Below are 24617 nucleotides of genomic sequence, written 5' to 3'. Positions count from 1 at the left end.
CAAATGATTAAAATAGTGTTAAAAAATTTGACTTTTTGATTTTTACATGTATAATAGTGTAATTGTAATGAAGATTGAAAAAGAAGAGGATTATTATGTATTATTTTGAGAAGTTAAAACAAGCTATTTTAGTCGATAAAAAAGTTGTGACTAAAGTGGACAAGTATATTAAAACTAAATATCCCAACAACACAGACTCTGCTAATAATGATATTATCAAAGATGCCCTTAATAAAGTTATTAAGAAGGAATTAGAAGCATTGAATATTAGGGAAAAAGAAGCTGTTATTAACGATGTAATTGAACAAGCTATTACAAACAAAGGAAATGACATAACTAAATATGATGTTCTAAAAGTTTGTAGCAATGTAATTGATAATCAATCAAGTTCAATTAAGGAAATTGGAAATTGGATTGAAGATAGTGTAGATTATCAGGTACATAATGATGATGTAGTGGAATTCTTAGATAATATTAAGGGAATAGATTATTTAGGGGATTATTCAATTGTGCAAACTGAAACACACCAGGAGGAGTTGGTGACTATTCCTCATGTTGTCTTAAAAAGCACTAGAGACCTTATGAGAGCTATTAAAGGGTTTTTAACTACACTTACGCCTAAAGAGGTGTATAATATCGCTAGGATTAGCTTTATAGCGATATTGATAATGACAGGTGCATTTTATATGTTCAATGAAAATGTTGGAATGGCAGAGAGTAATGGTGTGTTGGCTCAAAAAGAGTACAGAAGTAATCTTGCTGAATCATATGAAGTATATTCAAGGGAAATGAAAAAGGCTAAGGTTGATTATGACATCTTAGCGTGTCATCCGTTTCTACCTGATTATTTTGATTATATTGAAATTGATGAGATAAAACTAAAAGAATATTTAAGTAATCGTAACTCTTTATTAATAGAAGATGAGTATTTTTATGATATAATACAGACATCAAAGGAATTCAATCTAAATCCCTTAATCCTTTTTGCTATTACTGGACAAGAGCAAGGTTTTGTTCCAAAGAGCGATGAAGAAGCTAAGCAAATAGTTAATAATCCATTTAATGTGTTTGTTAGTTGGAAGCACTATAACACAGATATTAAAGATTCCAGCGAAATAGCAGCTAGAACAGTAATTAATCTTGGGAAAGGTGCTGTTGAAGGTATAAATATATTTAAATGGATAAATAGATTATATGCAGATGATTCTGATTGGTATAAAGGTGTAGAGGCGTTGTTTTGGGATATGATGGAATACTGTGAATTGAAATAATAACGACATGAGGTATGAGATGAATATTTGTATAGATATTGACGGAACAATTACTAATGCATATTATTGGGTAAATTATATGAATGAACACTTTAATTTAAATCTTGTAGATGAGGATTTAATTTATTATGATTTATGTAAAGTGGCAAAAGTTACAGAAGAACAGTTTAATGAATTTTATAGAATATATAGTGATGAACTTCATGGAAAAGCTGTTATTAGAGAAAATGCTAAACAAATTTTAGAACAAATAGCACAAGAGCATAATATTTATTATGTTACAGCTAGAGATATTTCCCTTAAAACTATAACAGAAGAATGGTTTGAAAAGGCTGGACTTCCTAAAGGTGAGTTATTTATGTTGGGAAGTCATAATAAAGTAAAAACAGCTATGGAGCTTAAGTGCGATCTTTTTATTGAAGATAGGTATGAAAATGCCATAGAATTATCACAAACAGGTATTAACGTGCTGCTTATAGATTGTTATTACAATAGACATCCTCTAAATAATAATATTAAGAGAGTATCTGATTGGATTGAAATTAAAGAAGAAATTGATATGATAAGTAAAGAAAAGAAATATGCATAACAAAATATAGAATTAAATTTTCACTTGTTTATAGATTAGATTATAAAAGTTTAATTTAATCTTTAAACAAGTTTTTTTATAAATAAATAAAGCTTGGGAAAACGCTCCCAAGCAAACGGTAAATGCATTGAATACAAAGAAGATTATTTTTAAGTGAATCATACTAACTTCACTATAATCATCTTTGAAGTCATTCAATACATCTCCGATACTAATATTATTATCACTTTTTAAAAAAATATGTATGAATAAAAAATAAATCAAACTGTAATGTATAGATGTTTTCATAAATGCACTAAAGGACTTATAAACTATAGTATATAATGTTTATAGGTGATGATGTATATGAAAGATATTATATCAAAAGCTATTTTAATGAAACAAATAAAGCAAGCTCACCAAATGAAGAAGATTAAGAGTATGAATGAAAAAGACTTATATGAGGAGTATGAAGAAAAGGAAATATTTGAAGAACTTAATGATATAAAAAGAAGAATTGAGAACTTAAAAGATGGTATGGAAGAGAGCAGTCAAACAGAAGTGGGGGAAGAGAAAAAAGAGTCGTATTCTTCAGGGAAACATGATTATATGATTAAATCCATGATCAGTAAGTATAATAATATACATATTCCTGATATAAGAGAAGAATTACAGCTTATTAATGAGATGATGAATGAAGATGGGTTGTCTGAAGAAGAATTAGAAATATTACATGAAGAATATCAGGAGAAAATTCAAATATTGGCAGATGCATTACAAGAGAAGAGAAACAGTGTTGAAAGAATGTTTAACTTATTTAAAAATTTAAAGTTTTAGAAATGTTAGTTGCCTTTATAATTCTAATATGTATGAAAGTGATATTATTGACATTATACTAAAAATTTACTAAAATCATATAAAGAATGATGAAACAAGAGTTTTATACATTCAAGAGATTATATATTGAATGTATAAATATTAAAAATTCAAAGTATTTTAGGAAGGAATTGTTATGGCAACATTAAAAGATATTGCAAAACTTACAAATGTATCTTTAGCTACTGTATCTAGAGTTTTAAATTATGATAGTAGCATATCTGTAACTAATGAAACAAGAAAACGTATTTTTGAGGTAGCAGAAGAATTAGATTATAGAACTCCAAAACAAAGAAATAAAAATAGTGATGGAAACATAGAAAAAATCATAAGAATTGGTGTTTTACATTGGTATACTCAAGATGAAGAGTTAGAAGATCCATATTATCTATCTATAAGAAAAGGAATTGAAAAATGTGCAGCTGCAAAAAATATTCAAATTACGATGATATTTAAAAATAGTGATAAGTATACAATTAATGAATTGCAAAAATTTGATGGTGTTTTAGCAATAGGGAAATTCAGTAATGAAAATGTGGAGGAATTTGCAAAGGGGTGTAAAAATATTACTTTTGTAGATTATTCTCCCAATGTTAAGAAATATGATTCAGTAGTGATTGACTTTAAAGCTGCAGTATTAGAGGCATTAGATTATTTAAATGGACTTGGTCATAGAGATATAGGATATATTGGTGGCTTGGAGTATATAGGAAGTGAGAATGTTATAATCAAAGATGAACGTGAAGATGTATTCCAGCAATATATGAAAGAAAATGGTTTTCTGAATTCTAATAATATTTATATTGGAAGATTTACTGCTGAAGATGGGTATAATCTTATGAAGGAGGCTATTGGTAAGGGAGAACTTCCTACGGCTTTTTTTGTGGCAAGTGACTCTATGGCAATAGGAGTGTTAAGAGCATTATATGAATCGAAAATTAGTGTTCCGGAAGAGGTTAGTATTATTGGTTTTAATGATATACCAACAGCCAAGTATTTAATACCCCCTCTTACTACTATTAAAGTTTACACTGAGTTTATGGGTAGGACTGCTGTAGAATTATTAGTTGAGAGAATTAATGAAAATAGAGAAATTGCTAAAAAAGTAGTTATACCCACTGAAGTAGTAGTAAGGGAAAGTTGTAAGAAAAAAAGTAAAAGGTATAGGTGCAGAAATTTTCACTAAAAGCTATGTTCAACATGGCTTTTTTATTTTGGCAAAAATAATTGACCACTTAGTAAAATTTTAGTAAAATCAAGTAAAAGGAATTGATTTCCTTTTATAGAATTTATATAGAGGGGTGGAGGGTATGACTATACCTAAGAGTTTATTAAATGAGTTTATAACTTTATTTGGGGATTCATCTAAAACAAGAATCTTCTTTGCACCAGGACGTGTGAACTTAATAGGAGAACATACAGATTATAATGGAGGACATGTGCTGCCTTGTACTTTGAGTTTTGGTACTTACGTTATTACAAGAAAAAGAGATGATGATATTGTAAAAGTATACTCAAAAAATTTTAGTGAGTTAGGGGTAATACAATTTAATTTAAAACAGCTGGTATATGAAAAGGAAGATGATTGGGCTAACTATCCTAAAGGAGTAATAAAGACTTTTATTGATTCAGGTTATAAAATTGAGAATGGTATTGATATGTTTTTTTATGGTGAAATTCCAAATGGAGCAGGATTATCATCATCAGCTTCAATTGAACTGGCTACAGCGGTAGCTCTTAATAATAATTATAATTTTAAAATAGATATGATTACAATGGTAAAGTTAAGTCAACATGCAGAAAATGAATTTATAGGTGTGAATTGCGGTATAATGGATCAGTTTGCAAGTGGTATGGGTAAACTAGGAAAAGCAATTCTTTTAGATTGCAATACACTAGAATATGAGTATACCGACATAAAACTTGATAATGCATCAATTGTTATTGCAAATACTAATAAGAAAAGAGGATTAGCGGATTCAAAATATAATGATAGAAGAGAAGAGTGTAATAGAGCTTTAAATCAATTAAAAGATAAGCTGAATATTAAATCATTGGGAGATTTGACAGAAGAGGAATTTGAGAATAATAAACATTTAATTTTAAATGAGATAGAAAGAAGTAGAGCAAAACATGCAGTATATGAGAATGTAAGAACTGTAAAAGCTCTTAAAGCCCTTAAAGAAAATGACATCAAAGAATTTGGGAGACTTATGAATGAATCTCATATATCCTTAAGGGATGATTATGAAGTTACAGGGAGAGAATTGGATACTTTAGTGGAATTAGCATGGAATCACGAAGGAACTATAGGAGCAAGAATGACAGGTGCTGGTTTTGGTGGATGCACTGTAAATATTATTAAAAATAATATGATTAGTAAATTTATTGAAGATGTAGGTGGAAGATATAAGGATATTATAGGGTATGAACCAAGTTTTTATATAGCATCTATTGGTGATGGAGCTAGAGAAATATCTATAAGTAAAGAAGCTCAAGAATACGAGGTATAAAATATGGAAATAAATATTTACTTAGAGATAGAGAAATTGATTAGATATGCTTTGGATAAGAAACTTATCATGGATGAAGATGTTGTATATGCTCGAAATAGAGTATTGGACGTATTAAAACTTCATGATTATCATGAAATAGATGGAGTAAATACTTCAGTAGAATACCCTAATAGTATTTTAAATAAAATACTTGAATGGGCATATAAAAACAAAAGAATAGAGTATAATTCAACAATATATAGAGACTTATTAGATACAAGAATAATGGATTGTTTTATACCTAGACCTTCTCAAGTTATTACTGAGTTCTATGAGAATTATAAAAAGAATCCTATGAAAGCAACAGATTATTATTATCAAATGAGTCAATATTCAAATTATATTAGAACAGACAGAATTAAAAAAAATATGATTTGGAAGGCGAGTACTTCTTATGGCGACTTAGATATAACAATAAATCTATCCAAACCAGAAAAAGATCCTAGAGCAATTGAAGCAGCAAGAAAAATGAAACACACATCCTATCCTCAATGTTTATTATGCAAGGAAAATGAAGGGTATAGCGGTAGAGTAAATCATCCTGCTAGAAATAGTCATAGGATTATACCTATTGAATTAAAAGGAGAAAAGTGGTTTTTACAGTACTCCCCTTATTCATACTATAATGAGCATTGTATATTATTAAAAGGTAAACATGATCCAATGAGAATATCAAAGGACACATTTGATAAGTTATTAATCTTTGTTGAAAAATTTCCACATTATTTTATAGGATCTAACGCAGACTTACCTATAGTAGGAGGTTCAATTCTTTCTCATGATCATTTTCAGGGAGGGAATTATGAGTTTGCAATGGAGAAAGCTCCTATTGACAGCAGGTATACATTTCAAGAATATCCTAGTGTTGAAGCGGGTATACTTAAGTGGCCTATGTCTGTTATACGCATAAGAGGAAAAGAAAAAGATAAACTATGTGAATTAGCAGGGGTGATTCTGGAAAAATGGAGAGCATATAGTGATTATAATGTTGGAGTTTATGCATTTAGTGAAGATATCCCCCATAATACTATAACCCCAATTGCAAGAATGGGAGGGGAGTTATTTGAATTGGATTTAGTTCTTAGAAATAATAGAACTGATAAAGAGCACCCCTTAGGAATCTTCCACCCTCATACTGACGTACACCATATAAAGAAAGAAAATATCGGATTAATAGAAGTTATGGGGTTAGCTGTACTTCCTGCTAGATTGAAGGGGGAATTAGAGTTGATAGAGAGTGTACTTCTCAGAGAAAATATGGAAGCGACACTAAAAGAACAAGAACTAGAAAAGCATGAACATTGGATTGAACAAATAAGGAAAAAATATAAAAATATCAACAAAGAGAATGTTACTAACATATTAAAGGAAGAAATAGGGGTTAAGTTTATGACTGTGTTAGAATATGCAGGAGTTTTTAAAAGAAATGACGAAGGGCGAGAGGCTTTCCTTAAGTTTCTAAAGAGTGTAGATTCGTAGATTGTTAGAAGACTTTATTAACAAAAATAAATATAAAACATAATTGAAAATGCAAAATGGAAAGTGGAAAACGATTGACATTTCTCTTCGAGAAATTTTAATCATAGTGTTCCTTGGGAGGCTGGGTTTTACTCGTTTCATTTAGCATGAAACATTGTAATTTAAATACAATATTTTATCCTTTGATAAAATTAGTAAAAATCTATTGTTCTAAAGAACAATAAAATTTAGTTTCTGCGTATGCAGAAACATCCTTCGTTTTCCACTTTCAACTCTCAACTTTCAATTTGTTTTTTTAAGCGCGGTTATCCGCGCTTTTTTTCTTGACATAAAAAGTTAGTAAGGCCATAATATTAATTTGATAAGGGGATATAATTTAGGTATAATATTAATTAACTATTTAAAGGATAATATGTTTTAAATAATAAATATTATTTGTTGAGTAATGTGTTAGGAGAAGGATTAAAATGTTGGATACTCATGGAAGAAAATATGCTAGAGAAGTTATTGTAAAAGGTGCAGAATTATTTATAAAATTAGGGGTAGAAGCTAATGGAGTTACGAAGTTAGCCTTTGCTGTAGGGATTTCCTCAGGAGTTGCATTATTTTTTAACTTAAGGATACTTGCTGTACTACTTCTATGGTTTTCAGGATATCTAGATGCTGTGGATGGAGAGATTGCTAGAAAAACCAATACAACATCTGATTATGGAGCATTGATGGATATAGTGTTTGATAGAATGGTGGAAGGGAGTATAATTGCTGCTATTGCTGTTAATTATCAGGAAAGTAGAGTATATCTTGTGTTTTTAAGTTTAAGCATTATACTTTCAATGACAATATTTTTAACAGTTGGGGCTTTGTCAGAAAAGAGAGGGGTAAAATCCTTTTACTATCAAGCTGGGCTTGCAGAAAGAACAGAGGGTTTTATAATGTTTACATTAATGATTCTGTTTATTAATTCAGTTGAAATAATAACAATAATATTTACTGGAATGATATTGTTTACTGCGCTGCAGAGAATGAGAGAAGGAAAGCGAATACTTCAATAAAAATAATATGAGATAATGTATTTAATAATCTGATAGGTTAAGCTTTAAGGATTGATTTTTTCTATTAAAAGTTTTTTATTGAACATGCTATACTTAGAAAGGATTAAATAGAACTTAAAGGGGAGTACCTAGGATGAAAAAAATAAATAAACTTATTTCGATAGCATTATCAATTTCAATAATTTCTGGAGCTTTAGTTGGATGTGGAAGTAAGCAAACAAATAATTCAGGTAATAAGGCTAACAAAGAAAATAAGATTGAAGTAAAAAATAATAACGAAGAAAAGAATGATGAAGCTGTAATAAATGAAGAATATAGAGTAAATGCTCAATGGTTAAGCGATAATATTAGCGATGAAAACATAGTTGTTATTGATGCAAGACCAGAGAAAGCATATCTTGATGGGCATATACCAGGAGCAATAAATGCCCCTTGGCAATCCTTGTCTAAAATGGACGGTAAGACTTCTGATGAAGGATGGGGTACTGTTCTTGTTAAAGAAGAATTAGAGAAAAAGCTGGGAGACCTAGGAATAAATAATGATAAAACTGTAATAGCTTACTGTGATACAACGGCTAGCTGGGGTGATGATGGAAGAATAGTATGGATGCTTCAAGTAGCAGGTATTAAGAATGCAAAAATTCTTGATGGTGGATTAAAAGCTTGGGATTCATTAGAATTAGATATGGCAAAGGATAGAGTTTCAAAAGAAGCTGTTGAATTTAAAATAACTAATGAAGATAAATCATCAACAATCAACACAGAAGAGTTAGCTAAGAATTTAAAAGATTATAAAATAATTGATACAAGAACTAAAGAGGAATATGAAGGTGCACAAAAATATGGTGAGCTTAGAGGTGGACATATTCCAGGAGCAATAAATATTCCTTTCAATACACTTGTTGATGATAAAGGTATGTTAAAATCAAATGAGGAAATTGAAAAGATAATGAAGGATAATGGAATAAATAAGGAAGATGAGATTGTAACATATTGTACAGCAGGAATCAGATCAGCGCATATGGCTGTAGTGCTTAAGATGATTGGATTTGAAAATGTTAAGAACTATGATGAATCAATATATGCATGGGCTGCTGATGAAAATCTAAACATGGAAAAATAAATTTTAAAACTACAAGACTCCAAGTAAAGGAGTCTTGATTTATTAATAAAGATACATTAATAAGGGGTGAACAAATGAAGGCATTAAGAAATTTGATAATGACAATTGCAGTAATTTTTGTATTATTTTTATTATATAGATTCATTGAACCATTTCATATCTTTATAAATAGTATGGCTAAAGCTTTAACATCTGGTAATATAGAAGAAGTAAAAGGATATATAAAGAGTTATGGAGTCTGGGCACCTGTAATATCATTTTTAGCAATGATTCTTCAATCTTTAGCAGCTCCAATTCCTGCTTTTTTAATAACTTTTTCAAATGCAGCTATATTTGGATGGTTATGGGGTGCGGTATTATCATGGAGCAGCTCTATGGCTGGAGCAGCAATTTGCTTCTTATTGGCTAGAGGTTTTGGAAGAGTTTTTGTGGAAAAAATGAATGGTAATGGTGCAGTTAAAGATATGGAGAAATTCTTTGAAAAGCATGGTAAGTATGCAATTTTAATAGCTAGGTTACTTCCATTTGTTTCCTTTGATATAGTTAGCTATGTGGCGGGTATTACTTCAATGAGTTTTTGGAGTTTCTTTATAGCAACTGGAATTGGTCAATTACCTGCAACAATAATATATTCTATTGCTGGTAATTTTCTTGTTGGAGGTATGAAGTATTTTGTTATAGGACTATCATTAATTTTTGCATTAAGTGTGTTAATATATTGGTCAAAAAAGATGTATAATGAGAAACAAGAAGCATTAAAGGATAGTGAGTAAAATGCATGAAAAATGTATAGGGTGTAATAGATGTGTTAAAAGCTGCAGCATGCTTCAAGATTTTGAGGTAAACCCTAAAGAAATAGTTTTGGGGAATGATGAAAATGAAAAACTAAGTTTTTCATGTAATCTTTGTGGATTATGTAAAGAAGTATGTCCAAAGGATATAGATCTTGGTTATAAATTTTATAATATAAGAAATAAAGTTGTGATGAATGGTGGACATTATATAAAACTTAAAAGAGCAAGGAATTTTCAAAAATGGACCGCTAATAAGTTGTTTACATCGAAAGGAAATAAACAGTGTGATGTGGTTTTTCTTCCAGGTTGTAGCCTATCATCATATAACGGCAGTATTTTAGATAAAGTTAAGAAATATTTGACCCAAACTATAGGAAAAACAGAAATATGGATAGATTGCTGTGGTAAACCAGCTAAATATATTGGGGATAAAGATTTGTTTAATAAGACTTTTAACAAGTATATTAAAGGAATAAAAGAAACTGGTGCAAAAAGAATTATAACTGCTTGTGGTAATTGTTATAATATGTTAAAAGAACAAAGTGAAATTGAAGCAGAATTACTTTGGGATGTTTTAGCTGAATGTGGATTACCAGATGAGGTTATTGGATTATATGAAAATATAGATACAGAATTTATTATACACGATCCTTGTTCAATGAGATATGAGATAGAAACTCATAGAAATATCAGGAGCTTATTGGATAAGCTGAAAGTGAAGCATGTAGAGTTTGAATACAATAAGGAAAAAACCAAATGCTGCGGAGCTGGTGGAATGGTAGGATTAATCAACGAAGAGGTAGCTCATAAAAACATGAGGAATCGAGTTCAAGAGTCTCAAGGAAGAAATATAATATGTTATTGTCAATCATGTGCAGAAGCTTTAAGTTTTGGTGGAGGACAAGCTATAAATATTATAGATTTAATTTTTAATTATGAAAATATTAGGTATAAATTTTCACAGGATACAATGAATAGTGTTAAACGATGGAAGAATAGATTTTTAAATAAAAACATTTAAAGGCAGAGGGTAATTTTGGTTAAAAAACTTAAAGAGAAAAGAAAAGAGATAGTATTAAGCGGGATATTATTGAGTATTATGGTTATCTTATATAAATTTAATATATTTAAATTTTCTAATCCAGAAGAATTTAAAGAGTATATAAAGTCATTTGGTATTTGGGCACCACTAGTATATATAGTTTTATTTACAGTTGTTCCACTTACATTATTTCCAGATTCAATACTAGCAATTAGTGGAGGGCTAGCTTTTGGAATAGTATGGGGAAGTATTTATACAATGATTGGAGCTCTAATGGGAGGTACATTAGCCTTCTTTATTACTAGAACAATTGGTAATAGTGCAGTTAATAATTTTATGGATAAGAAGTTTAAAGGAGCTAAGAAATATACTGATAAGATGGGAGTTGAGGTAATTCTTCTTTTAAGATTAATACCTTTATTTCCTTTTGATGTTGTTAGTTATTTAGCTGGACTTTCTAATATAGACTATAAAAAATATATTGTTGGAACTTTAATTGGCACTATACCAGGTATATTAGTTTTTAATAATATTGGTCAACAGATAATGAATTTTAATTCACAGGGATTAATAGTATCTATTTTATTGTTAGCAGCACTTTTTTTAGTATCATTTATTTTTAAAAAGAAGTTATCTAAAATATAGTTGAAAAAGCGACAGGTTGAGATGTGCTGCCTATAAATATATTTTTAAAAATTTTAAGAGATAGGTTTAATTTATGAATATTTGAATATACTAAGTAATGTGATAGCTTTGAGCTAACAGGCAAATAGGGTAGTAGTTTAGAGCACATTTTAAATGCATGTAGATCAAATTAGGTTGCATGCATTTATTTTGCAAAAAAACTTGATTTAAAAAAGATAAAGTGATACAATATAAATGTAATTGAAAATCATTATCAATGAAAAGATTAACTTGAATTAGTATATTACCCTGACAGGTATATAGATAAACTCATCGCAAATTCTTAAAGCATAAGGTATACTGAATCTATTAAACAATAAATTAGTAGATTCAGTATACCTTATGTTTTTTTATTATCAAAAAGGTTTATTAATCTGCACTATATAAAAAGTAAATGTAGGTATGATATAATTTATTTATAAAATTCTATAATTTGGATATTAAATGGGATTAAGGGGGATAACATGTTATATAGAGAATTAGCTGGTGAAAAAGTATCTATACTTGGATTTGGATGTATGAGGTTTCCTACTATAGACAATGATACGAAGAATATTAATAAAGAGTTAGTAATGGAAATGATGAGATATGCAATTGATAATGGAGTTAATTATGTTGATACAGCAATACCTTATCATGGTCAGATGAGTGAACCGTTAGTTGGAGAAGTATTACAAGAGGGATATAGAGAAAAAGTGAAATTAGCTACTAAATTGTCAGGATGGTATGTTAAAGAATATGATGATTTTAGAAAAATGATTGAAGGTCAATTAGTAAGGTTAAAAACTGATTTTATTGATTTTTACTTGGTACATGCCCTTGATAGAGAAAGTTGGGATAAACTTAAGGATTTAGGAGTAATCCAGTTTTTAGATGAGATAAAATCAGAAGGAAAAGTTAAGCATATTGGATTTTCTTTTCACGGTGATTATAATGAGTTTGAATATATTTTACAGGATTATTCTTGGGAATTCTGTCAGATACAACTTAACTATCTAGATGAAGAGTATCAAGCTGGTGTAAAAGGGTTAAAATATGCAAAAAATAAGGGGTTGGATGTTATTATTATGGAACCTCTAAGAGGTGGAAGAATAGTTAATAATATATCTCAACCTATAAAAGATATAATGAATAAATCAAAAGAAAATAAAACTCCAATTGAATGGGCATTAAGATATGTATGGAACTTTCCAGAGGTAAGTCTTATACTAAGTGGGATGTCTGAGATGAGTCATGTTAGAGAAAATATTCTTTTAAGCAACAAGGGTTATAGTAATAATCTTATAGATGAAGATTTAGAGATTCTTAAAGAAGTCAATAAATATTATAAGAAAAAAATTAAGGTTGATTGTACAGATTGTAAGTATTGTATGCCATGTCCTGCAGGAGTAAATATTCCAGCATGTTTTGAACTTTATAATGATGCATCTATGTTTGAGGATGTTGAAGGTGTTGGAAAAATGTATAATCGATTTATTAGTGATGAGAAAAAGGCATCTAATTGCGTTGATTGTGGCAAATGTATAGAAAAATGTCCTCAGAATATCAATATACCAGAAAAACTAAAAGATGTAGTTGGTACTTTCGGTAAATAAAAAAGAAGTTGAAAGTGGAAAATTGAAAGTTGACAATGATGTATGATTCTGACTGAAGATCAGAACCATCCATCGTTGTCAACTGTTCGTTGTTCATTGTCAACTTCTTTTAAAAATTCTTATATTTATTTTTGCTTACTCATCGATTACTTTAGCTTCTTTATGTATAGTCACGTTAATTGTATCCTCATCACTATTCCACTGGTAAACTTCATTACATGGGATAATATTGTATTTGTAATCTATCTCGTCAAGCTTATTCTTAAACACTTCATTAGTTTTAGATAATTCTTCTTTAATTTTTTCTCTATTCTCTTTTTTTGATAAATACATTCCAAGTGCTACTGAAGCTATACCAAGTATACCAAGAGCGATTAACTCTTTTTTATTTGACTTTTTCATTTATATCAACTCCTTATAAGGCTTATATTAATTATTGGAAATTATACTAATATTATATCATAAATATTTGAAGATTTAGTTAATATAAAGTTACAAAAAATAGAATAGATTAGTATATAATCATTTATTTTTTTGAATATAACTTATATGAAAAAAAATAAAATAAATAACATAGCATAGGAAGTTGAAGTAGAAAAGATAAGAAGAAAGATAAAGTTATTATTGTTATTTTACGTAAGAAAATGTGTAAAGTCAGAAAATCTTTGAATAAATATAGAAATAAATCTAAAGATAATACTGATAAATAAATACCAAATGCGAAGAGACATGTTGAAATAGATATATTTAATAATTTTGATTTTGATAAATTCAATGAATTCTCTTCTTTTTCTTCGTACGTTTTATATTGAGATTTGTTAAAAAATTTCAAGTTAATCACTCCAAATAGTAATGCATATAATAAATATTTATTTAATCTTATTTATATTCTCTCCAAAATAAAAAAATATTATATAACATACTTAAAAATATTATTTAGTAGTAGCATATAGATTGAAAGGAGAAAATCATGGATAAAAAGAAAATTAAATTACCAATTTTAATAACCATAGTTATAACAGTAATGTTCTTATATATACAGAGCATTAATGTTAAGTCATCAATAGGAACCATTTCATTAAGAGGGACAGAGCAGAGCATTAATAAAAGTCATCTAGAGCAAATTAAAATTATAGAAGCTGATTTAAATAAGTTAACTTCACAGGAATTTATGGGTAGGTTAACAGGAACAAGAGGAAATGAAAAAGCGGGAGAATATCTTGTGGATAGGTTTAGAGAAATTGGTATAAAGCCATTCAATAAAAATCAATATTTTCATGAGTTTGATCAAGAAGTGTACTATCCAGATAGAAGTGAACATTATATGAAAATAATATTTAAAGATGGAAGTGAAAAGGTATGTGAATATGGAAAAGACTACATTGATCAAATAAGGTTGTCAACAGTTGATTTGAAGTGTCAGGTAGTTATGGATAAAAAAGAATTAGCTAGTAGAACTACAGGTGAAATTGCGATTGTGGTTGATGATGATTCTATCAACAAAAATATGTTTAGAAGTAACACAAAGGCTATACTTAGAAAGAGAAAAGATTTTTTTGGAGTGCCTCAAATAGCTCATAGGGGAGCAGCATATATTCAGATAGATGATAAATTGTATGATGAAATGTTTGAGAAAAAAGCAAAAGAAGTAATAATAAAAAGTAGATATAAAACTAATAATTCAACTGTTAAAAATATAATTGGAAAAATTCCAGGGAAGAAGAAAGAAAAAGCATTTATAATATCGGCTCATTTTGATCATGTTGGTTGGGATGGAGATATAATGTTTCCAGGGGCGATTGATAATGGGTCAGGGACAGTAGCTATTTTGAATATTGCTGAGCAACTAGTTAATGGAAAAGAGTTAGAAAATGATACATATATTTGTGGATTTAATGGTGAAGAATTTGGACTTTTTGGAAGTAGGGCATTTGCAAATCATATAAAAGACAAATATTCAGAAATCATTGTTATTAATATTGATTGCATAGGTAAAATAAATGGTAAAAGATTAGGGATACATGGAGATGCTTCCAAAAATGATATACTAAAAAAAGATATGAAGAGTATTTTAGATAAAAAAAATATTGATAATTTTACTGGAACAATACCAAATAGTGATCATAGTTCTTTTTCTCATGATGGAATGTACTCAATAAGCTTAATTCAAGAGAATTTATTTAAGGAAGGGGAGTCAATTCATACTCCAAAAGATAGTACAGAACTTGTTGATTATGAGTATTTAAAAAAAATATGTGATGTTGTAGTAGAATTTATTTATGAATTTCAAAATAAGAGTTATATAGAATAAATACTAATAAAAAAGAGAAGGATCTTAGGGGTAGACGCCTTCTCTTTTCTTGTGGAAGAGTTTTTCATAATATATACGAAGATATAAATGAAAAGTTACTAAAAAGAAAAAAAATAATTTAATCTATGAATTTTCTCTGAATTTCTATAAATACTATAAATTGTGTAATGATAAATGTTATAATTTATATTAAATATAAAGAGTAAGTCAGAAAGGAATGTGACTAATGGATGGAGTTAAAAATAGTGAAAAAGTTAGTTTTTTTAAAAGTGCTTTTATGAAAGATTGGATATATCCATTTTTAGGGGCATTAGTATTGTTTTTATTGATTAGACAATTTGTTTTTTTTAATGTTAAAGTACCAACAGGGTCAATGTTACCTACAATACAATTACAGGATAGAATACTGGTTACTAGAATTTATAATTTTGATAATATTGAAAGAGGAGATATATTGGTTTTTGATAGTAAAGAAAATGGTAAAACACTGATAAAGAGATTAATTGGTCTTCCAGGAGATACTATAAAGCTTATGCCAAATGGAGAAGTCTATGTTAATGGTAAATTATATGAAGAGAATTACGTTAAATTTCAAATAAATGAAGAGAAGTTTAATAAAGGTGATTATTCAACATTTTCATATGGTAATATGGAGTTAGGTGAATACACAATTCCGCAAGATCATTATTTTTTCCTTGGAGATAATAGACCTTCATCAATAGATGCTAGATATTGGAAAGAACCATATATTCCCCAAGAGGATATTCAAGGAAAAGCACAGATAGTTTTTTTCCCATTTAAAAGATTTGGGAAATTGAGATAAAATGTTAAGAAGTTTTTAATATTTTTACTTTATTGTAACTTATCCATGTGGTATTAGCGATATAATTTATTATAGAATGGGTAAGGGAGACTGATATGAGATATTTAAAATCTATGATACCTTTGTTGTTACTTATATTTTTGGTAGCATGTTCTTCAAATGAAAATAAAGAAAAGTTTATAAATAATAAAACTTATGATGAAAAACCAAAGGTAGAGAATTTTGCTACAGAAGTTAATGAAGCAAAAGAGGAAAATAAAGAAATAATGTCCAAGGAATCTACTTATGAAGATGAAAGTATAATAAATAAGATAGTATTAGAAGAACAGGCAAGGCTTCAATATGATGAAAGTGTTGCAATTGAATACAAAGGTAAAAAACTAATTATAACAGGTAATAAAGAATTTAAGGATATTGATGAGTTTCAGGTATATTATAATGATATTGTTATTCCAGAAGAAATCTTAGATTTTAAGTTTGATAGCTTAAAGATAATAGAAAAACAGAATAAAGATTGGTATTTTACTGATGAAAAAATATTAAGTGATGGAGAGTTAAATAGAATTTTTAAAAGAGAGATAAGTCATGATAATGTAAATATGATAAAAATCAATTATGGTAACCTAAAGGGGACTATATCAATGAGCATATTTAGGAAAGATGACAAATTAAACTCTGAATTAATAAAACACTACGATAAGATTGTAAAAAGAGAAAATAAAAAAGGGATATACTATATTTTTGAAGATGATTTTGAATTATTTAAAGGTATCTATTTTGAAGAGAAAAGAGAAAATGGATATAAATCGTATATTGATTTAGAATATTATAATGATTCTCAATGGAATATAGATAAAGCGTTGAAATTACAGAAAGCTTTAGAAGATTTGTTTAAAAATTTAAAATTATAGTAGAAAAAAGCGCATGAATGCGCTTTTTATTTTTTACTCTGTAAGAAATTATAATTTTCATTAAGAGTGTTTGCTTGAAATATATTAAATGACAGTTTACAAGAAAGATACTAAAAAAATCAGTAAACCTTATTTATGTAAGATTAATTATATAATTGTATTGAGATAAAACTTAGTCAAAAGTTTTCCATTATAGGATATTAATGATATTATATTAAATATAATATAATATATTTAATTTAATGCTGTAATATTAATGAGGAAAGGGGAAGAGACATGAAAAAGAAAACCATAATTATATGGGCATTGATTTGTTTATTTGCGTCCATAGTTACTATTCAATATGTAAATTATAAAAAAAATATTGAAGTAACTTCTAGTGCACCATCTCAAAAATGGAGTAAAGACAAATCTGTTTCAGAAGGATTTGTTAAGGGTAATCCAAGTATTATAATCTTTAAAGAACAAATTTATATAGTCCACACTACTGAAAATGGGATTCGCATAGTTAAGACTAATATGTTAGGAGAGGTTATTGATTCAAAGAGTTATGAATATGGAAAGTTCATGAAAGATGGTATATTTACAACTGATAAGAGAAACTTATATATCAGTTGGATAAGTATTAAAAAAGGGGTAAGAAGTTTTAATCATGCAGTAATTGATAATGATCTTAATATTAAAGATATAAGGGTTATTGAAGGAATATTAGAAAATAAAAAGCTCTCAGATGAGGAGATTCTTATTTCTTCAGGTGATACTATTAAGATTGTAGATAATAATCTTAATATTTTATTTGAATCGAAAAAAGATAATTATGAAAATATTTCAGCAGCAAAGTATAAAGAAAATACCTATATTGCATATTATAATGAAGAAGAGCGTGCCTTTAATACTATAATTCTTGAAAATAATAAGGAAGTCAAAAAAGAAAAAATAGCAACAATAAATAAGGGAATTGGTGTGAGTTTTGATAATCCTATTCTTAGTGTTCTTGGTGAAGAATTGATTTTGACATATGAAGAATTTGTTAAGGGCGAATATATGCGTACAAAGGGGATATCGTATTATCTAAATACAGGTAAATCCCAATCGAAATTAGTAGAAATTCAAGGACAACCTGTAAGATCAATTGTTAGAGGTGATTCTCAGGGGGTGTTCTTTGGGTATGTAGAAAGAGTTTTAGATAAAAGATTTTTTGAACAAGATATAGTAGAATTTTCAATAAAGGATTGTAAAATTGTAGATTATAATTATGTTTCTAATAGTAGAAAAAGAGCATTTCATGTAGCAAACTATAAAGAGTATGTTGTATTTTCTGAATTTACCAAAGTAAATTATTATGATCTTAAATTAGCTTCTTCTGAAGAGTTATTTAAAGAGAGTATAAATTTTATTTCTAAAGAAGAGAAAAAAGAAGCCTTGAATATTTCTTTACATGGAATAGCTTTTTCATTTGCATATATGTTTATAATTGGCTTAACTTGGATGTTCTTTGCTTTCTTTATTATAGGAACAATATCATTTATATCTTATGATTTTAGTGAAAAGACGAGTAAAGTAACATATATAGTTGCTTTACTATTAGTAGGGATATTTCAGTTATATATGATAAAAAATATTATGTATACTAGGTACGGGGCATTAATGCCAGATCCTTTGAGCATAGGTGTAGGATTAACGGTTACCTTAATTATATATAGTTTATCGGCAATATTTAGTTATTTAATATTTAATTTTGATCTAGAAACGATTCCTTTAATACCTTTTGGAGGAGTATTATTTATTGAAACATTTGTTATATTGAGTGTCTTTGTACCATACATTACTTAATAAAACCATAATGGATAATGGAAAATGTATAATGGAGAATGAAGGACATTTCTCTCCGAGAAATTTTAATAATATTATTCCGAAAACAATAAGAGGTTTACTCATTTTATCTTTGATAAAATGAGTAAACCTCTCTTTATATAAAGAACAATAAAATGCAGCTTCTCACGTAAGTGAGAAGCATCCATCATTATACATTATACATTGTCAATTATACATTTCTTTTTTAAAATCGGGGTTAGCCGCGATTTTTTTCGTCGTTGCATTCTTTACAGTGACCATATAATTCAAGTTTATGCTCTTTAAGTTTAAATTGTTTTTTATCTATTATTCCTTTGAAAGCTTCAATTGGGCAAAATTCAACTGTTTCTGTTTTGCCGCATTTTGTACATATCATGTGATGAGAATGGGAATCTTTTAACTTTAATTTGTATAAAGTTGAACCATTATCTTTAATATGTTTATATAACAAATCAAATTTTAGTAATGCATCTATATTTCTATAAATAGTTGATAAATTGATTTTTGTACTGTTTTTTTTAGCAGCAATTAATAAATCTTCTGGACTCATTAAGGAATCTTTATTTTCATATAATGTAAACAGAATGGATTTTCTTTGGTCTGTTAATTTGAAATTATTTCTTTTAAGAAGATCACATAATTTCTCAAAGCTCATTTTAACATCTCCCATCTATAATAAAAAGCAAATAACCTAGTTAATTCTTTAATAAATTTTCTTTATTAAAGAAATATATTTATCTTACAAGTCTATATTATCACGAAGTGGTAAGACTATAAAGGTGTATGTTGACATTGAAAAAATATAGTAATATAATAATAATTGAAAATGCAAATTAATTGCAAGTAGGAGGATATATGAAAAAAATTAGTATAATAATAAGTTTAATAGTTCTATTACTATTGAGTGGTTGTAATGGAAATAGAGAAGATGGGAATAAAGGAAATATAATTGCTGTTAGCATACCTCCTCAAAAGGGTATTGTTGAAGCGATTTCAGGAGATAAATTTGATATAGTTACAATGATTCCACCAGGATATAGCCCTACAAATTATGAACCATCACCTAAAGCTATGCAACAATTATCTAAGGCAAAATTATATCTAACCATAGGGGTTCCAGCAGAGGAGAACATAATTAAAAATATAGAAGATTTTAATAATAATATAGAAATAGTAGACTTAGCTGAAGAAGCTTTCAAAGAACATGGTATAAGAACATTTTCAGAGGAAGAACATGAAGAACACGAAGAACATGAAGAACACGAAGAACATGAAGAGCATAGTCATACTGGGGTTGACCCTCATCAATGGATGTCTCCGAAGCGAGTAAAATTAATGGCAAAAGATATTAAGGAGAGATTAATACAAATTGATTCGAAAAATAAAGATATCTATGAAGATAATTATTTGAAATTTAGCATGAAATTAGATGAGCTTGACAATGAACTCTCAAATTTGGTTCAAAATGAAAAAGGAAAGTCATTTTTAATATACCATCCTTCATTAGGATATTTGGCAGATGATTATGGTCTGAATATGATTACAATAGAAGATGAAGGGAAGGAAGCTACTCCAAAGAGGATGCAGAAGATAATAGAGTTATGTAAAGAGAATAAAATAACAACTGTATTTTATCAAGCAGAAATGGATAGCAGGCAGGCCGAAATCATAGCGAGAGAAATTAATGGAGAGGTTTATAAGATAAATCCTTTAGAAGAGAATTATGAAGAAAATATACGAAAAATAATTGAGGCCTTAAAGTATGGAATTAAATAGAGGTGTGAAATGAAATTAATTGATGTTAGAAATGTAACTTTAAAATATGATAATAATATTGCATTAAAGGATATCAGTTTTAGTATTAATGAAAAAGAGTTTATTGGAATTTTAGGGCCTAATGGAGCTGGGAAGAGTTCTTTAGTCAAAGTTATATTAGGGATACTTAAACCACAAAATGGGAAAGTTGAAATCCAGGAAAAAACAAACATATCCTATGTATCACAATCTGTATCTTTTGATAAAAGTTTTCCTATAAAAGTTAAGGATGTTATTATGATGGGATTTTTAAATAAAAGAATAAAATTCTTAAAAAGATATTCTAAAAGTGAAAACGATAAAGCTGATAGGATAATGACAAGACTTGGGATAATTGAATTAAAAAATAGGCAAATTGGTGAGTTATCAGGTGGTCAACTACAAAAAGTATTAATTGCTAGAGCTCTTGTGAATGATCCACAGGCAATACTATTAGATGAGCCAACAGCAAGTCTTGATGCAAATGCTAAGAGTGAAATATTTGAATTATTAAAGGAATTAAATTCGAATGTGGCTATTATTCTTGTTAGTCACAATCTTAACATGGTTTGTAAGTATATTGATAAGGCGTTAATAATTGATAAAGAGATAGTATATTATGGGGAGCCTGATGATGGGATTGGGGATGTATTTGACAGCTACGCAAGTTAGGAGGGTTTTATGTTAGAGGCTATTTTTGATTATGCATTTTTGAGAAATGCGTTTATTGCTGCATTACTATCAAGTATAGTTTGTGGTATTATTGGAACGATTATTGTAGAAAAGAGATTAGTAATGATGAGTGGTGGTATAGCGCATACATCTTTTGGGGGAATAGGCCTAGGATATTATTTGAATTTTGAGCCTATTTTTGGAGGATTATTATTTGCTGTGCTATCTTCAATGGGAATAGTTTATATTAAAAGAAATGGGAAGGGTAAATCAGATGCAATAATAGGTATGTTTTGGTCACTAGGTATGGCTTTGGGAATTCTGTTTATTTCATTAACCCCTGGGTACCCACCGTCATTAACATCATATTTATTTGGAGATATTTTAAGAGTATCAAATTTTGATATAACCCTCATGTCTATTCTAGATATTATTATTGTTATTTCCTTTTTCGGAATTTTTAATTATTGGAAAGCATATCTTTTTGATGAGGAATATAGTAAAGTAATTGGGATAAATACAACTATTTTAGAATATTTTTTATTTATCTTAATATCATTTAGTATAGTAGTTTTGATAAGGGTGGTAGGTATCATATTAGTTATTGCACTACTAACTATTCCAACATCTATAGCAAAATTATATTCAAATGATCTAAAAATGATTATGATACTTTCCATAATAATAGGTGCTATTATGTGTTTTGTAGGATTAATTATGTCATATAATTTTGATATACAGTCAGGTGCTACAATTATCATTGTATCAACTTTATGTTATATTATCTCTGCATTTATTAATGGTAAAGTGAAGAAGAAAAAGAAATATAGAATGGAATAGTTTTTCTGCCACCATAACAATTTATAAGGGGGAATTGTTTGGAACGGAAAATTTTTTGGGATAAGGTAATTAAGGTATTATTAATTTTTCTTGTTATTATGATTATATATTTTCTTATTGAGTTATCAATAATCATAATTAATGGAAAAGATATCTTTAAACTTATCTATTTTGACAATGGGGCAATTAATTCATTTATTATGATATTTATGAGTATAATAATGGAGGGATTTCCTTTCATATTACTTGGTTCATTTATATCATCTTTGATTCATTTATTTGTTTCTGAAAAGACAATTAAACGTATATTACCACAAAAGAATATTCTGGGCATAATGGTAGCTGGATTACTTGGAATTATATTTCCAGTATGTGAGTGTGCTATAGTTCCAATAGTTAGAAGATTGATAAAAAAGGGGCTGCCAATACATATTGCAATAACTTTTATGATTTCGGTACCCATTGTTAATCCTATTGTTATGGTATCAACATACTATGCTTTTTCAAATATCAGTACAGCCATTTTAAGAAGTGGAATGGGATATTTATGTGCTTGTATAATAGGAATTATTATACTTATTCTTGGGGATAAAAAAGCGTTAAAGCAGAAAAAAATTACAAAGGGTAATATGATAAAAAAGAAGAAGGTTGTATTTTCACATTCTTATGACTGTAGTTGCAGTCATTGTAATGAAGAACTTAATAGTAATGAGAAAAGTGTTAAACCTAAAATAAGACAAACTTCTATAAAGAGCATGTTTGTAGAAATTGTTCATCATACAAATGAAGAGTTAAAGACTATAGGAAAATATTTTACTATAGGAGCTTTATTATCTGCTATGTTCCAAGTGATTATATCAAGAGATGTAATTACTATGGTGGGAGGAAATACTGTTATTTCAATATCTATAATGCTTGCGCTAGCATTTATGTTATCACTATGTTCTGAGGCTGATGCTTTTATAGCAAAAACATTTGCTAGTAGTTTCACATCAGGTTCAGTTATGGCGTTTATGATACTTGGACCAATGATAGATTTAAAGAATACCTTAATTTTGAGCAGTTCTTTCAAAGGAAAATTTATAGCTAAGTTAATATTTATTATTTTCTCTGTAGTATTCATTCTAGGATGTATTATTAATTTATTTGGAGGAGTGCTGCTATGAAGAAAATTAATATTTCGTTATGGACATGTATCCTCATTGGATTAATAATGCTTTTTACATCTATGGTGGTAAGTGGTAAAATAATTTTTCTCTTACATCCAAGAATGGTGATTATGGTTGAGGCTGCTATTGTAGCATTAATTTTACTTTTGATTTATGATTTATTTTATAAACAAAAGAGAGTAAGACACAAAAGGGATTCGAAATTATCTATGGGGATATTTTTTATTCCATTGTTATCAGGATTTATATTTCTAAATAACTTTGATTTAAGTGGAATAATGTATAATAAACCTATAGAAGAGCATGATCACGTACACGTACATGTCCATGGAGATTATGAAGATCAATTTTTAGATGTATATAATAGAATACATCATGATAAAGAGGTAGTTGGTACGAATCTAGAGGTAAATGGTGCAATAATAAAGAACTCAAAAGGAGAGTATTTTATTACAAAAATCATTATGGCATGTTGTGCAGCTGATTCACAGGTTATAGGATTAAAGTGCTATACTGAAGGAATAGAAGATTACTTAGGCAAAATATGTAAAGTTAAAGGGGATATAAGATTAGTTTCAGGTGAGATGGTACTTTATATATCTAAAATTGAGAAAGATGATGAAATTAAAAATTTGTATATATACAGGTAGAAAAGAAAATGTAAAATGTATAATGTAAAATGGAGAATGATTGACATTTCACTACGTGAAATTTTAATCTTATCATTCCTTGGACAACAAAGATTTACTCGATTCATTGAAATGAAACATTGTAGATAAAATACAATATTTTATCTTAAGATAAAATTAGTAAAAACCCATTGTTCTAAAGAATAATAAATTGTAGTTTCTGTGTAAACAGAAACATCCATCATTATACATTATCCATTATCAATTATACATTTGTTTTTAAGCACGCTTTGCGTGCTTTTTTTTATGTTTAATTATTAAATTTCAACATTATTGGGAATGATATAGAGAGATAAGAGGTGGTATTTATGAAAAAAAATAATAAAATGTTTATAATTTTTGGGTTGTTCTTACTTATTTTATTCGGAATATTTTTTTTGATTGCTTATAAAGAAGGTATGAAGGATAGAGAAAATCAGGGAAATAGAAAAAATATTATCAATAAATATTTGACTATTGAAAAAAGCAAACTATCTGAGAAGGAGAAGATAGAACTTGTAGAAATGAATTAAGTT

The 24617-nt window shown here is 28.2% G+C and carries 24 protein-coding genes; 22 read left to right on the top strand and 2 right to left on the bottom strand.

Annotated elements, in window-relative coordinates; genetic code table 11:
• Positions 1-95 precede the first annotated feature (95 nt).
• From OW730_RS00555 to OW730_RS00500, 12 genes are all read left to right on the top strand, one after another.
• Positions 96-1271 (top strand): hypothetical protein, encoded by a 1176-nt coding sequence (locus OW730_RS00555; RefSeq protein ID WP_271227229.1) that lies wholly within the window; start codon positions 96-98, stop codon positions 1269-1271.
• Between the two features lie 19 nt (positions 1272-1290).
• The gene (locus tag OW730_RS00550) at positions 1291-1860 is read left to right on the top strand and encodes a 5' nucleotidase, NT5C type (protein WP_271227228.1); all 570 of its coding nucleotides are present in this window, start codon (positions 1291-1293) and stop codon (positions 1858-1860) included.
• Between the two features lie 345 nt (positions 1861-2205).
• On the top strand, positions 2206-2676 hold the full coding sequence (locus OW730_RS00545) for a hypothetical protein (protein WP_271227227.1): 471 nt from the start codon (positions 2206-2208) through the stop codon (positions 2674-2676).
• A 175-nt stretch (positions 2677-2851) separates the two neighbouring features.
• Entirely contained in the window at positions 2852-3901 is a 1050-nt protein-coding gene (locus tag OW730_RS00540) for a LacI family DNA-binding transcriptional regulator (RefSeq protein ID WP_271227226.1), read from the top strand.
• 115 nt (positions 3902-4016) lie between these two features.
• A complete protein-coding gene (locus OW730_RS00535; protein WP_442945393.1) occupies positions 4017-5228 on the top strand; it encodes a galactokinase in 1212 nt (403 codons plus the stop codon).
• A 3-nt stretch (positions 5229-5231) separates the two neighbouring features.
• A complete protein-coding gene (galT, locus tag OW730_RS00530) occupies positions 5232-6749 on the top strand; it encodes a UDP-glucose--hexose-1-phosphate uridylyltransferase (RefSeq protein WP_271227224.1) in 1518 nt (505 codons plus the stop codon).
• Between the two features lie 467 nt (positions 6750-7216).
• Positions 7217-7801, top strand: coding sequence for a CDP-alcohol phosphatidyltransferase family protein (locus OW730_RS00525; RefSeq protein ID WP_271227223.1), 585 nt, complete (start codon positions 7217-7219; stop codon positions 7799-7801).
• Positions 7802-7934: 133 nt separating this feature from the next.
• Positions 7935-8924: a sulfurtransferase gene (locus OW730_RS00520; RefSeq protein WP_271227222.1), complete on the top strand. Its 990-nt coding sequence runs from the start codon at positions 7935-7937 to the stop codon at positions 8922-8924.
• Between the two features lie 74 nt (positions 8925-8998).
• Positions 8999-9697 carry a TVP38/TMEM64 family protein gene (locus tag OW730_RS00515; protein WP_271227221.1) on the top strand — a complete coding sequence of 233 codons (699 nt, stop codon included), beginning with the start codon at positions 8999-9001 and terminating at the stop codon, positions 9695-9697.
• A gap of 1 nt (position 9698) precedes the next feature.
• The gene (locus OW730_RS00510; RefSeq protein ID WP_271229494.1) at positions 9699-10739 is read left to right on the top strand and encodes a (Fe-S)-binding protein; all 1041 of its coding nucleotides are present in this window, start codon (positions 9699-9701) and stop codon (positions 10737-10739) included.
• A gap of 15 nt (positions 10740-10754) precedes the next feature.
• A complete protein-coding gene (locus OW730_RS00505) occupies positions 10755-11405 on the top strand; it encodes a TVP38/TMEM64 family protein (RefSeq protein ID WP_271227220.1) in 651 nt (216 codons plus the stop codon).
• A gap of 503 nt (positions 11406-11908) precedes the next feature.
• A complete protein-coding gene (locus OW730_RS00500) occupies positions 11909-13039 on the top strand; it encodes an aldo/keto reductase (RefSeq protein WP_271227219.1) in 1131 nt (376 codons plus the stop codon).
• A 135-nt stretch (positions 13040-13174) separates the two neighbouring features.
• Here the strand turns inward: OW730_RS00500 and OW730_RS00495 are convergent, their stop codons facing one another.
• Positions 13175-13441: a hypothetical protein gene (locus OW730_RS00495; RefSeq protein WP_271227218.1), complete on the bottom strand. Its 267-nt coding sequence runs from the start codon at positions 13439-13441 to the stop codon at positions 13175-13177.
• 568 nt (positions 13442-14009) lie between these two features.
• On the opposite strand from OW730_RS00495, the gene OW730_RS00490 reads away from it, so the two are divergent.
• From OW730_RS00490 to OW730_RS00475, 4 genes are all read left to right on the top strand, one after another.
• Positions 14010-15350, top strand: a complete 1341-nt coding sequence (locus OW730_RS00490; RefSeq protein WP_271227217.1) for a M28 family metallopeptidase — start codon at positions 14010-14012, stop codon at positions 15348-15350.
• Between the two features lie 226 nt (positions 15351-15576).
• The gene (gene lepB, locus OW730_RS00485) at positions 15577-16173 is read left to right on the top strand and encodes a signal peptidase I (protein WP_271227216.1); all 597 of its coding nucleotides are present in this window, start codon (positions 15577-15579) and stop codon (positions 16171-16173) included.
• A gap of 95 nt (positions 16174-16268) precedes the next feature.
• Entirely contained in the window at positions 16269-17084 is an 816-nt protein-coding gene (locus tag OW730_RS00480; protein ID WP_271227215.1) for a hypothetical protein, read from the top strand.
• Between the two features lie 276 nt (positions 17085-17360).
• On the top strand, positions 17361-18917 hold the full coding sequence (locus OW730_RS00475; RefSeq protein ID WP_271227214.1) for a hypothetical protein: 1557 nt from the start codon (positions 17361-17363) through the stop codon (positions 18915-18917).
• Positions 18918-19155: 238 nt separating this feature from the next.
• On the opposite strand, the gene OW730_RS00470 is transcribed toward OW730_RS00475, so the two are convergent.
• Entirely contained in the window at positions 19156-19593 is a 438-nt protein-coding gene (locus tag OW730_RS00470) for a Fur family transcriptional regulator (RefSeq protein WP_271227213.1), read from the bottom strand.
• Between the two features lie 200 nt (positions 19594-19793).
• Here OW730_RS00470 and OW730_RS00465 point away from each other — a divergent pair, with 200 nt between their 5' ends.
• The 6 genes from OW730_RS00465 (at position 19794) to OW730_RS00440 (ending at position 24614) form a co-directional block, all read left to right on the top strand.
• Positions 19794-20714 carry a metal ABC transporter solute-binding protein, Zn/Mn family gene (locus tag OW730_RS00465; protein ID WP_271227212.1) on the top strand — a complete coding sequence of 307 codons (921 nt, stop codon included), beginning with the start codon at positions 19794-19796 and terminating at the stop codon, positions 20712-20714.
• A 9-nt stretch (positions 20715-20723) separates the two neighbouring features.
• Entirely contained in the window at positions 20724-21404 is a 681-nt protein-coding gene (locus tag OW730_RS00460) for a metal ABC transporter ATP-binding protein (RefSeq protein WP_271227211.1), read from the top strand.
• Positions 21405-21413: 9 nt separating this feature from the next.
• Positions 21414-22244, top strand: a complete 831-nt coding sequence (locus tag OW730_RS00455) for a metal ABC transporter permease (protein WP_271227210.1) — start codon at positions 21414-21416, stop codon at positions 22242-22244.
• A 38-nt stretch (positions 22245-22282) separates the two neighbouring features.
• The gene (locus tag OW730_RS00450) at positions 22283-23410 is read left to right on the top strand and encodes a permease (protein WP_271227209.1); all 1128 of its coding nucleotides are present in this window, start codon (positions 22283-22285) and stop codon (positions 23408-23410) included.
• Positions 23407-24063 (top strand): TIGR03943 family putative permease subunit, encoded by a 657-nt coding sequence (locus tag OW730_RS00445; RefSeq protein ID WP_271227208.1) that lies wholly within the window; start codon positions 23407-23409, stop codon positions 24061-24063. Before OW730_RS00450 ends, OW730_RS00445 begins: the two co-directional genes overlap by 4 nt.
• 347 nt (positions 24064-24410) lie before the next feature.
• On the top strand, positions 24411-24614 hold the full coding sequence (locus OW730_RS00440) for a hypothetical protein (protein ID WP_271227207.1): 204 nt from the start codon (positions 24411-24413) through the stop codon (positions 24612-24614).
• Positions 24615-24617 lie beyond the last annotated feature (3 nt).

Source organism: Oceanirhabdus sp. W0125-5 (assembly GCF_027938815.1).
Lineage (GTDB): Bacteria > Bacillota > Clostridia > Clostridiales > Clostridiaceae > Oceanirhabdus.
This window is presented reverse-complemented; position numbering and strand designations above follow the sequence as displayed.

Coding starts and splice junctions, on each gene's coding strand:
- OW730_RS00555 (WP_271227229.1), top strand. CDS start 96: ATGTATTATTTTGAGAAGTTAAAACAAGCTATTTTAGTCGATAAAAAA.
- OW730_RS00550 (WP_271227228.1), top strand. CDS start 1,291: ATGAATATTTGTATAGATATTGACGGAACAATTACTAATGCATATTAT.
- OW730_RS00545 (WP_271227227.1), top strand. CDS start 2,206: ATGAAAGATATTATATCAAAAGCTATTTTAATGAAACAAATAAAGCAA.
- OW730_RS00540 (WP_271227226.1), top strand. CDS start 2,852: ATGGCAACATTAAAAGATATTGCAAAACTTACAAATGTATCTTTAGCT.
- galT (WP_271227224.1), top strand. CDS start 5,232: ATGGAAATAAATATTTACTTAGAGATAGAGAAATTGATTAGATATGCT.
- OW730_RS00525 (WP_271227223.1), top strand. CDS start 7,217: ATGTTGGATACTCATGGAAGAAAATATGCTAGAGAAGTTATTGTAAAA.
- OW730_RS00520 (WP_271227222.1), top strand. CDS start 7,935: ATGAAAAAAATAAATAAACTTATTTCGATAGCATTATCAATTTCAATA.
- OW730_RS00515 (WP_271227221.1), top strand. CDS start 8,999: ATGAAGGCATTAAGAAATTTGATAATGACAATTGCAGTAATTTTTGTA.
- OW730_RS00510 (WP_271229494.1), top strand. CDS start 9,699: ATGCATGAAAAATGTATAGGGTGTAATAGATGTGTTAAAAGCTGCAGC.
- OW730_RS00500 (WP_271227219.1), top strand. CDS start 11,909: ATGTTATATAGAGAATTAGCTGGTGAAAAAGTATCTATACTTGGATTT.
- OW730_RS00495 (WP_271227218.1), bottom strand. CDS start 13,441: ATGAAAAAGTCAAATAAAAAAGAGTTAATCGCTCTTGGTATACTTGGT.
- OW730_RS00490 (WP_271227217.1), top strand. CDS start 14,010: ATGGATAAAAAGAAAATTAAATTACCAATTTTAATAACCATAGTTATA.
- lepB (WP_271227216.1), top strand. CDS start 15,577: ATGGATGGAGTTAAAAATAGTGAAAAAGTTAGTTTTTTTAAAAGTGCT.
- OW730_RS00480 (WP_271227215.1), top strand. CDS start 16,269: ATGAGATATTTAAAATCTATGATACCTTTGTTGTTACTTATATTTTTG.
- OW730_RS00475 (WP_271227214.1), top strand. CDS start 17,361: ATGAAAAAGAAAACCATAATTATATGGGCATTGATTTGTTTATTTGCG.
- OW730_RS00470 (WP_271227213.1), bottom strand. CDS start 19,593: ATGAGCTTTGAGAAATTATGTGATCTTCTTAAAAGAAATAATTTCAAA.
- OW730_RS00465 (WP_271227212.1), top strand. CDS start 19,794: ATGAAAAAAATTAGTATAATAATAAGTTTAATAGTTCTATTACTATTG.
- OW730_RS00460 (WP_271227211.1), top strand. CDS start 20,724: ATGAAATTAATTGATGTTAGAAATGTAACTTTAAAATATGATAATAAT.
- OW730_RS00455 (WP_271227210.1), top strand. CDS start 21,414: ATGTTAGAGGCTATTTTTGATTATGCATTTTTGAGAAATGCGTTTATT.
- OW730_RS00445 (WP_271227208.1), top strand. CDS start 23,407: ATGAAGAAAATTAATATTTCGTTATGGACATGTATCCTCATTGGATTA.
- OW730_RS00440 (WP_271227207.1), top strand. CDS start 24,411: ATGAAAAAAAATAATAAAATGTTTATAATTTTTGGGTTGTTCTTACTT.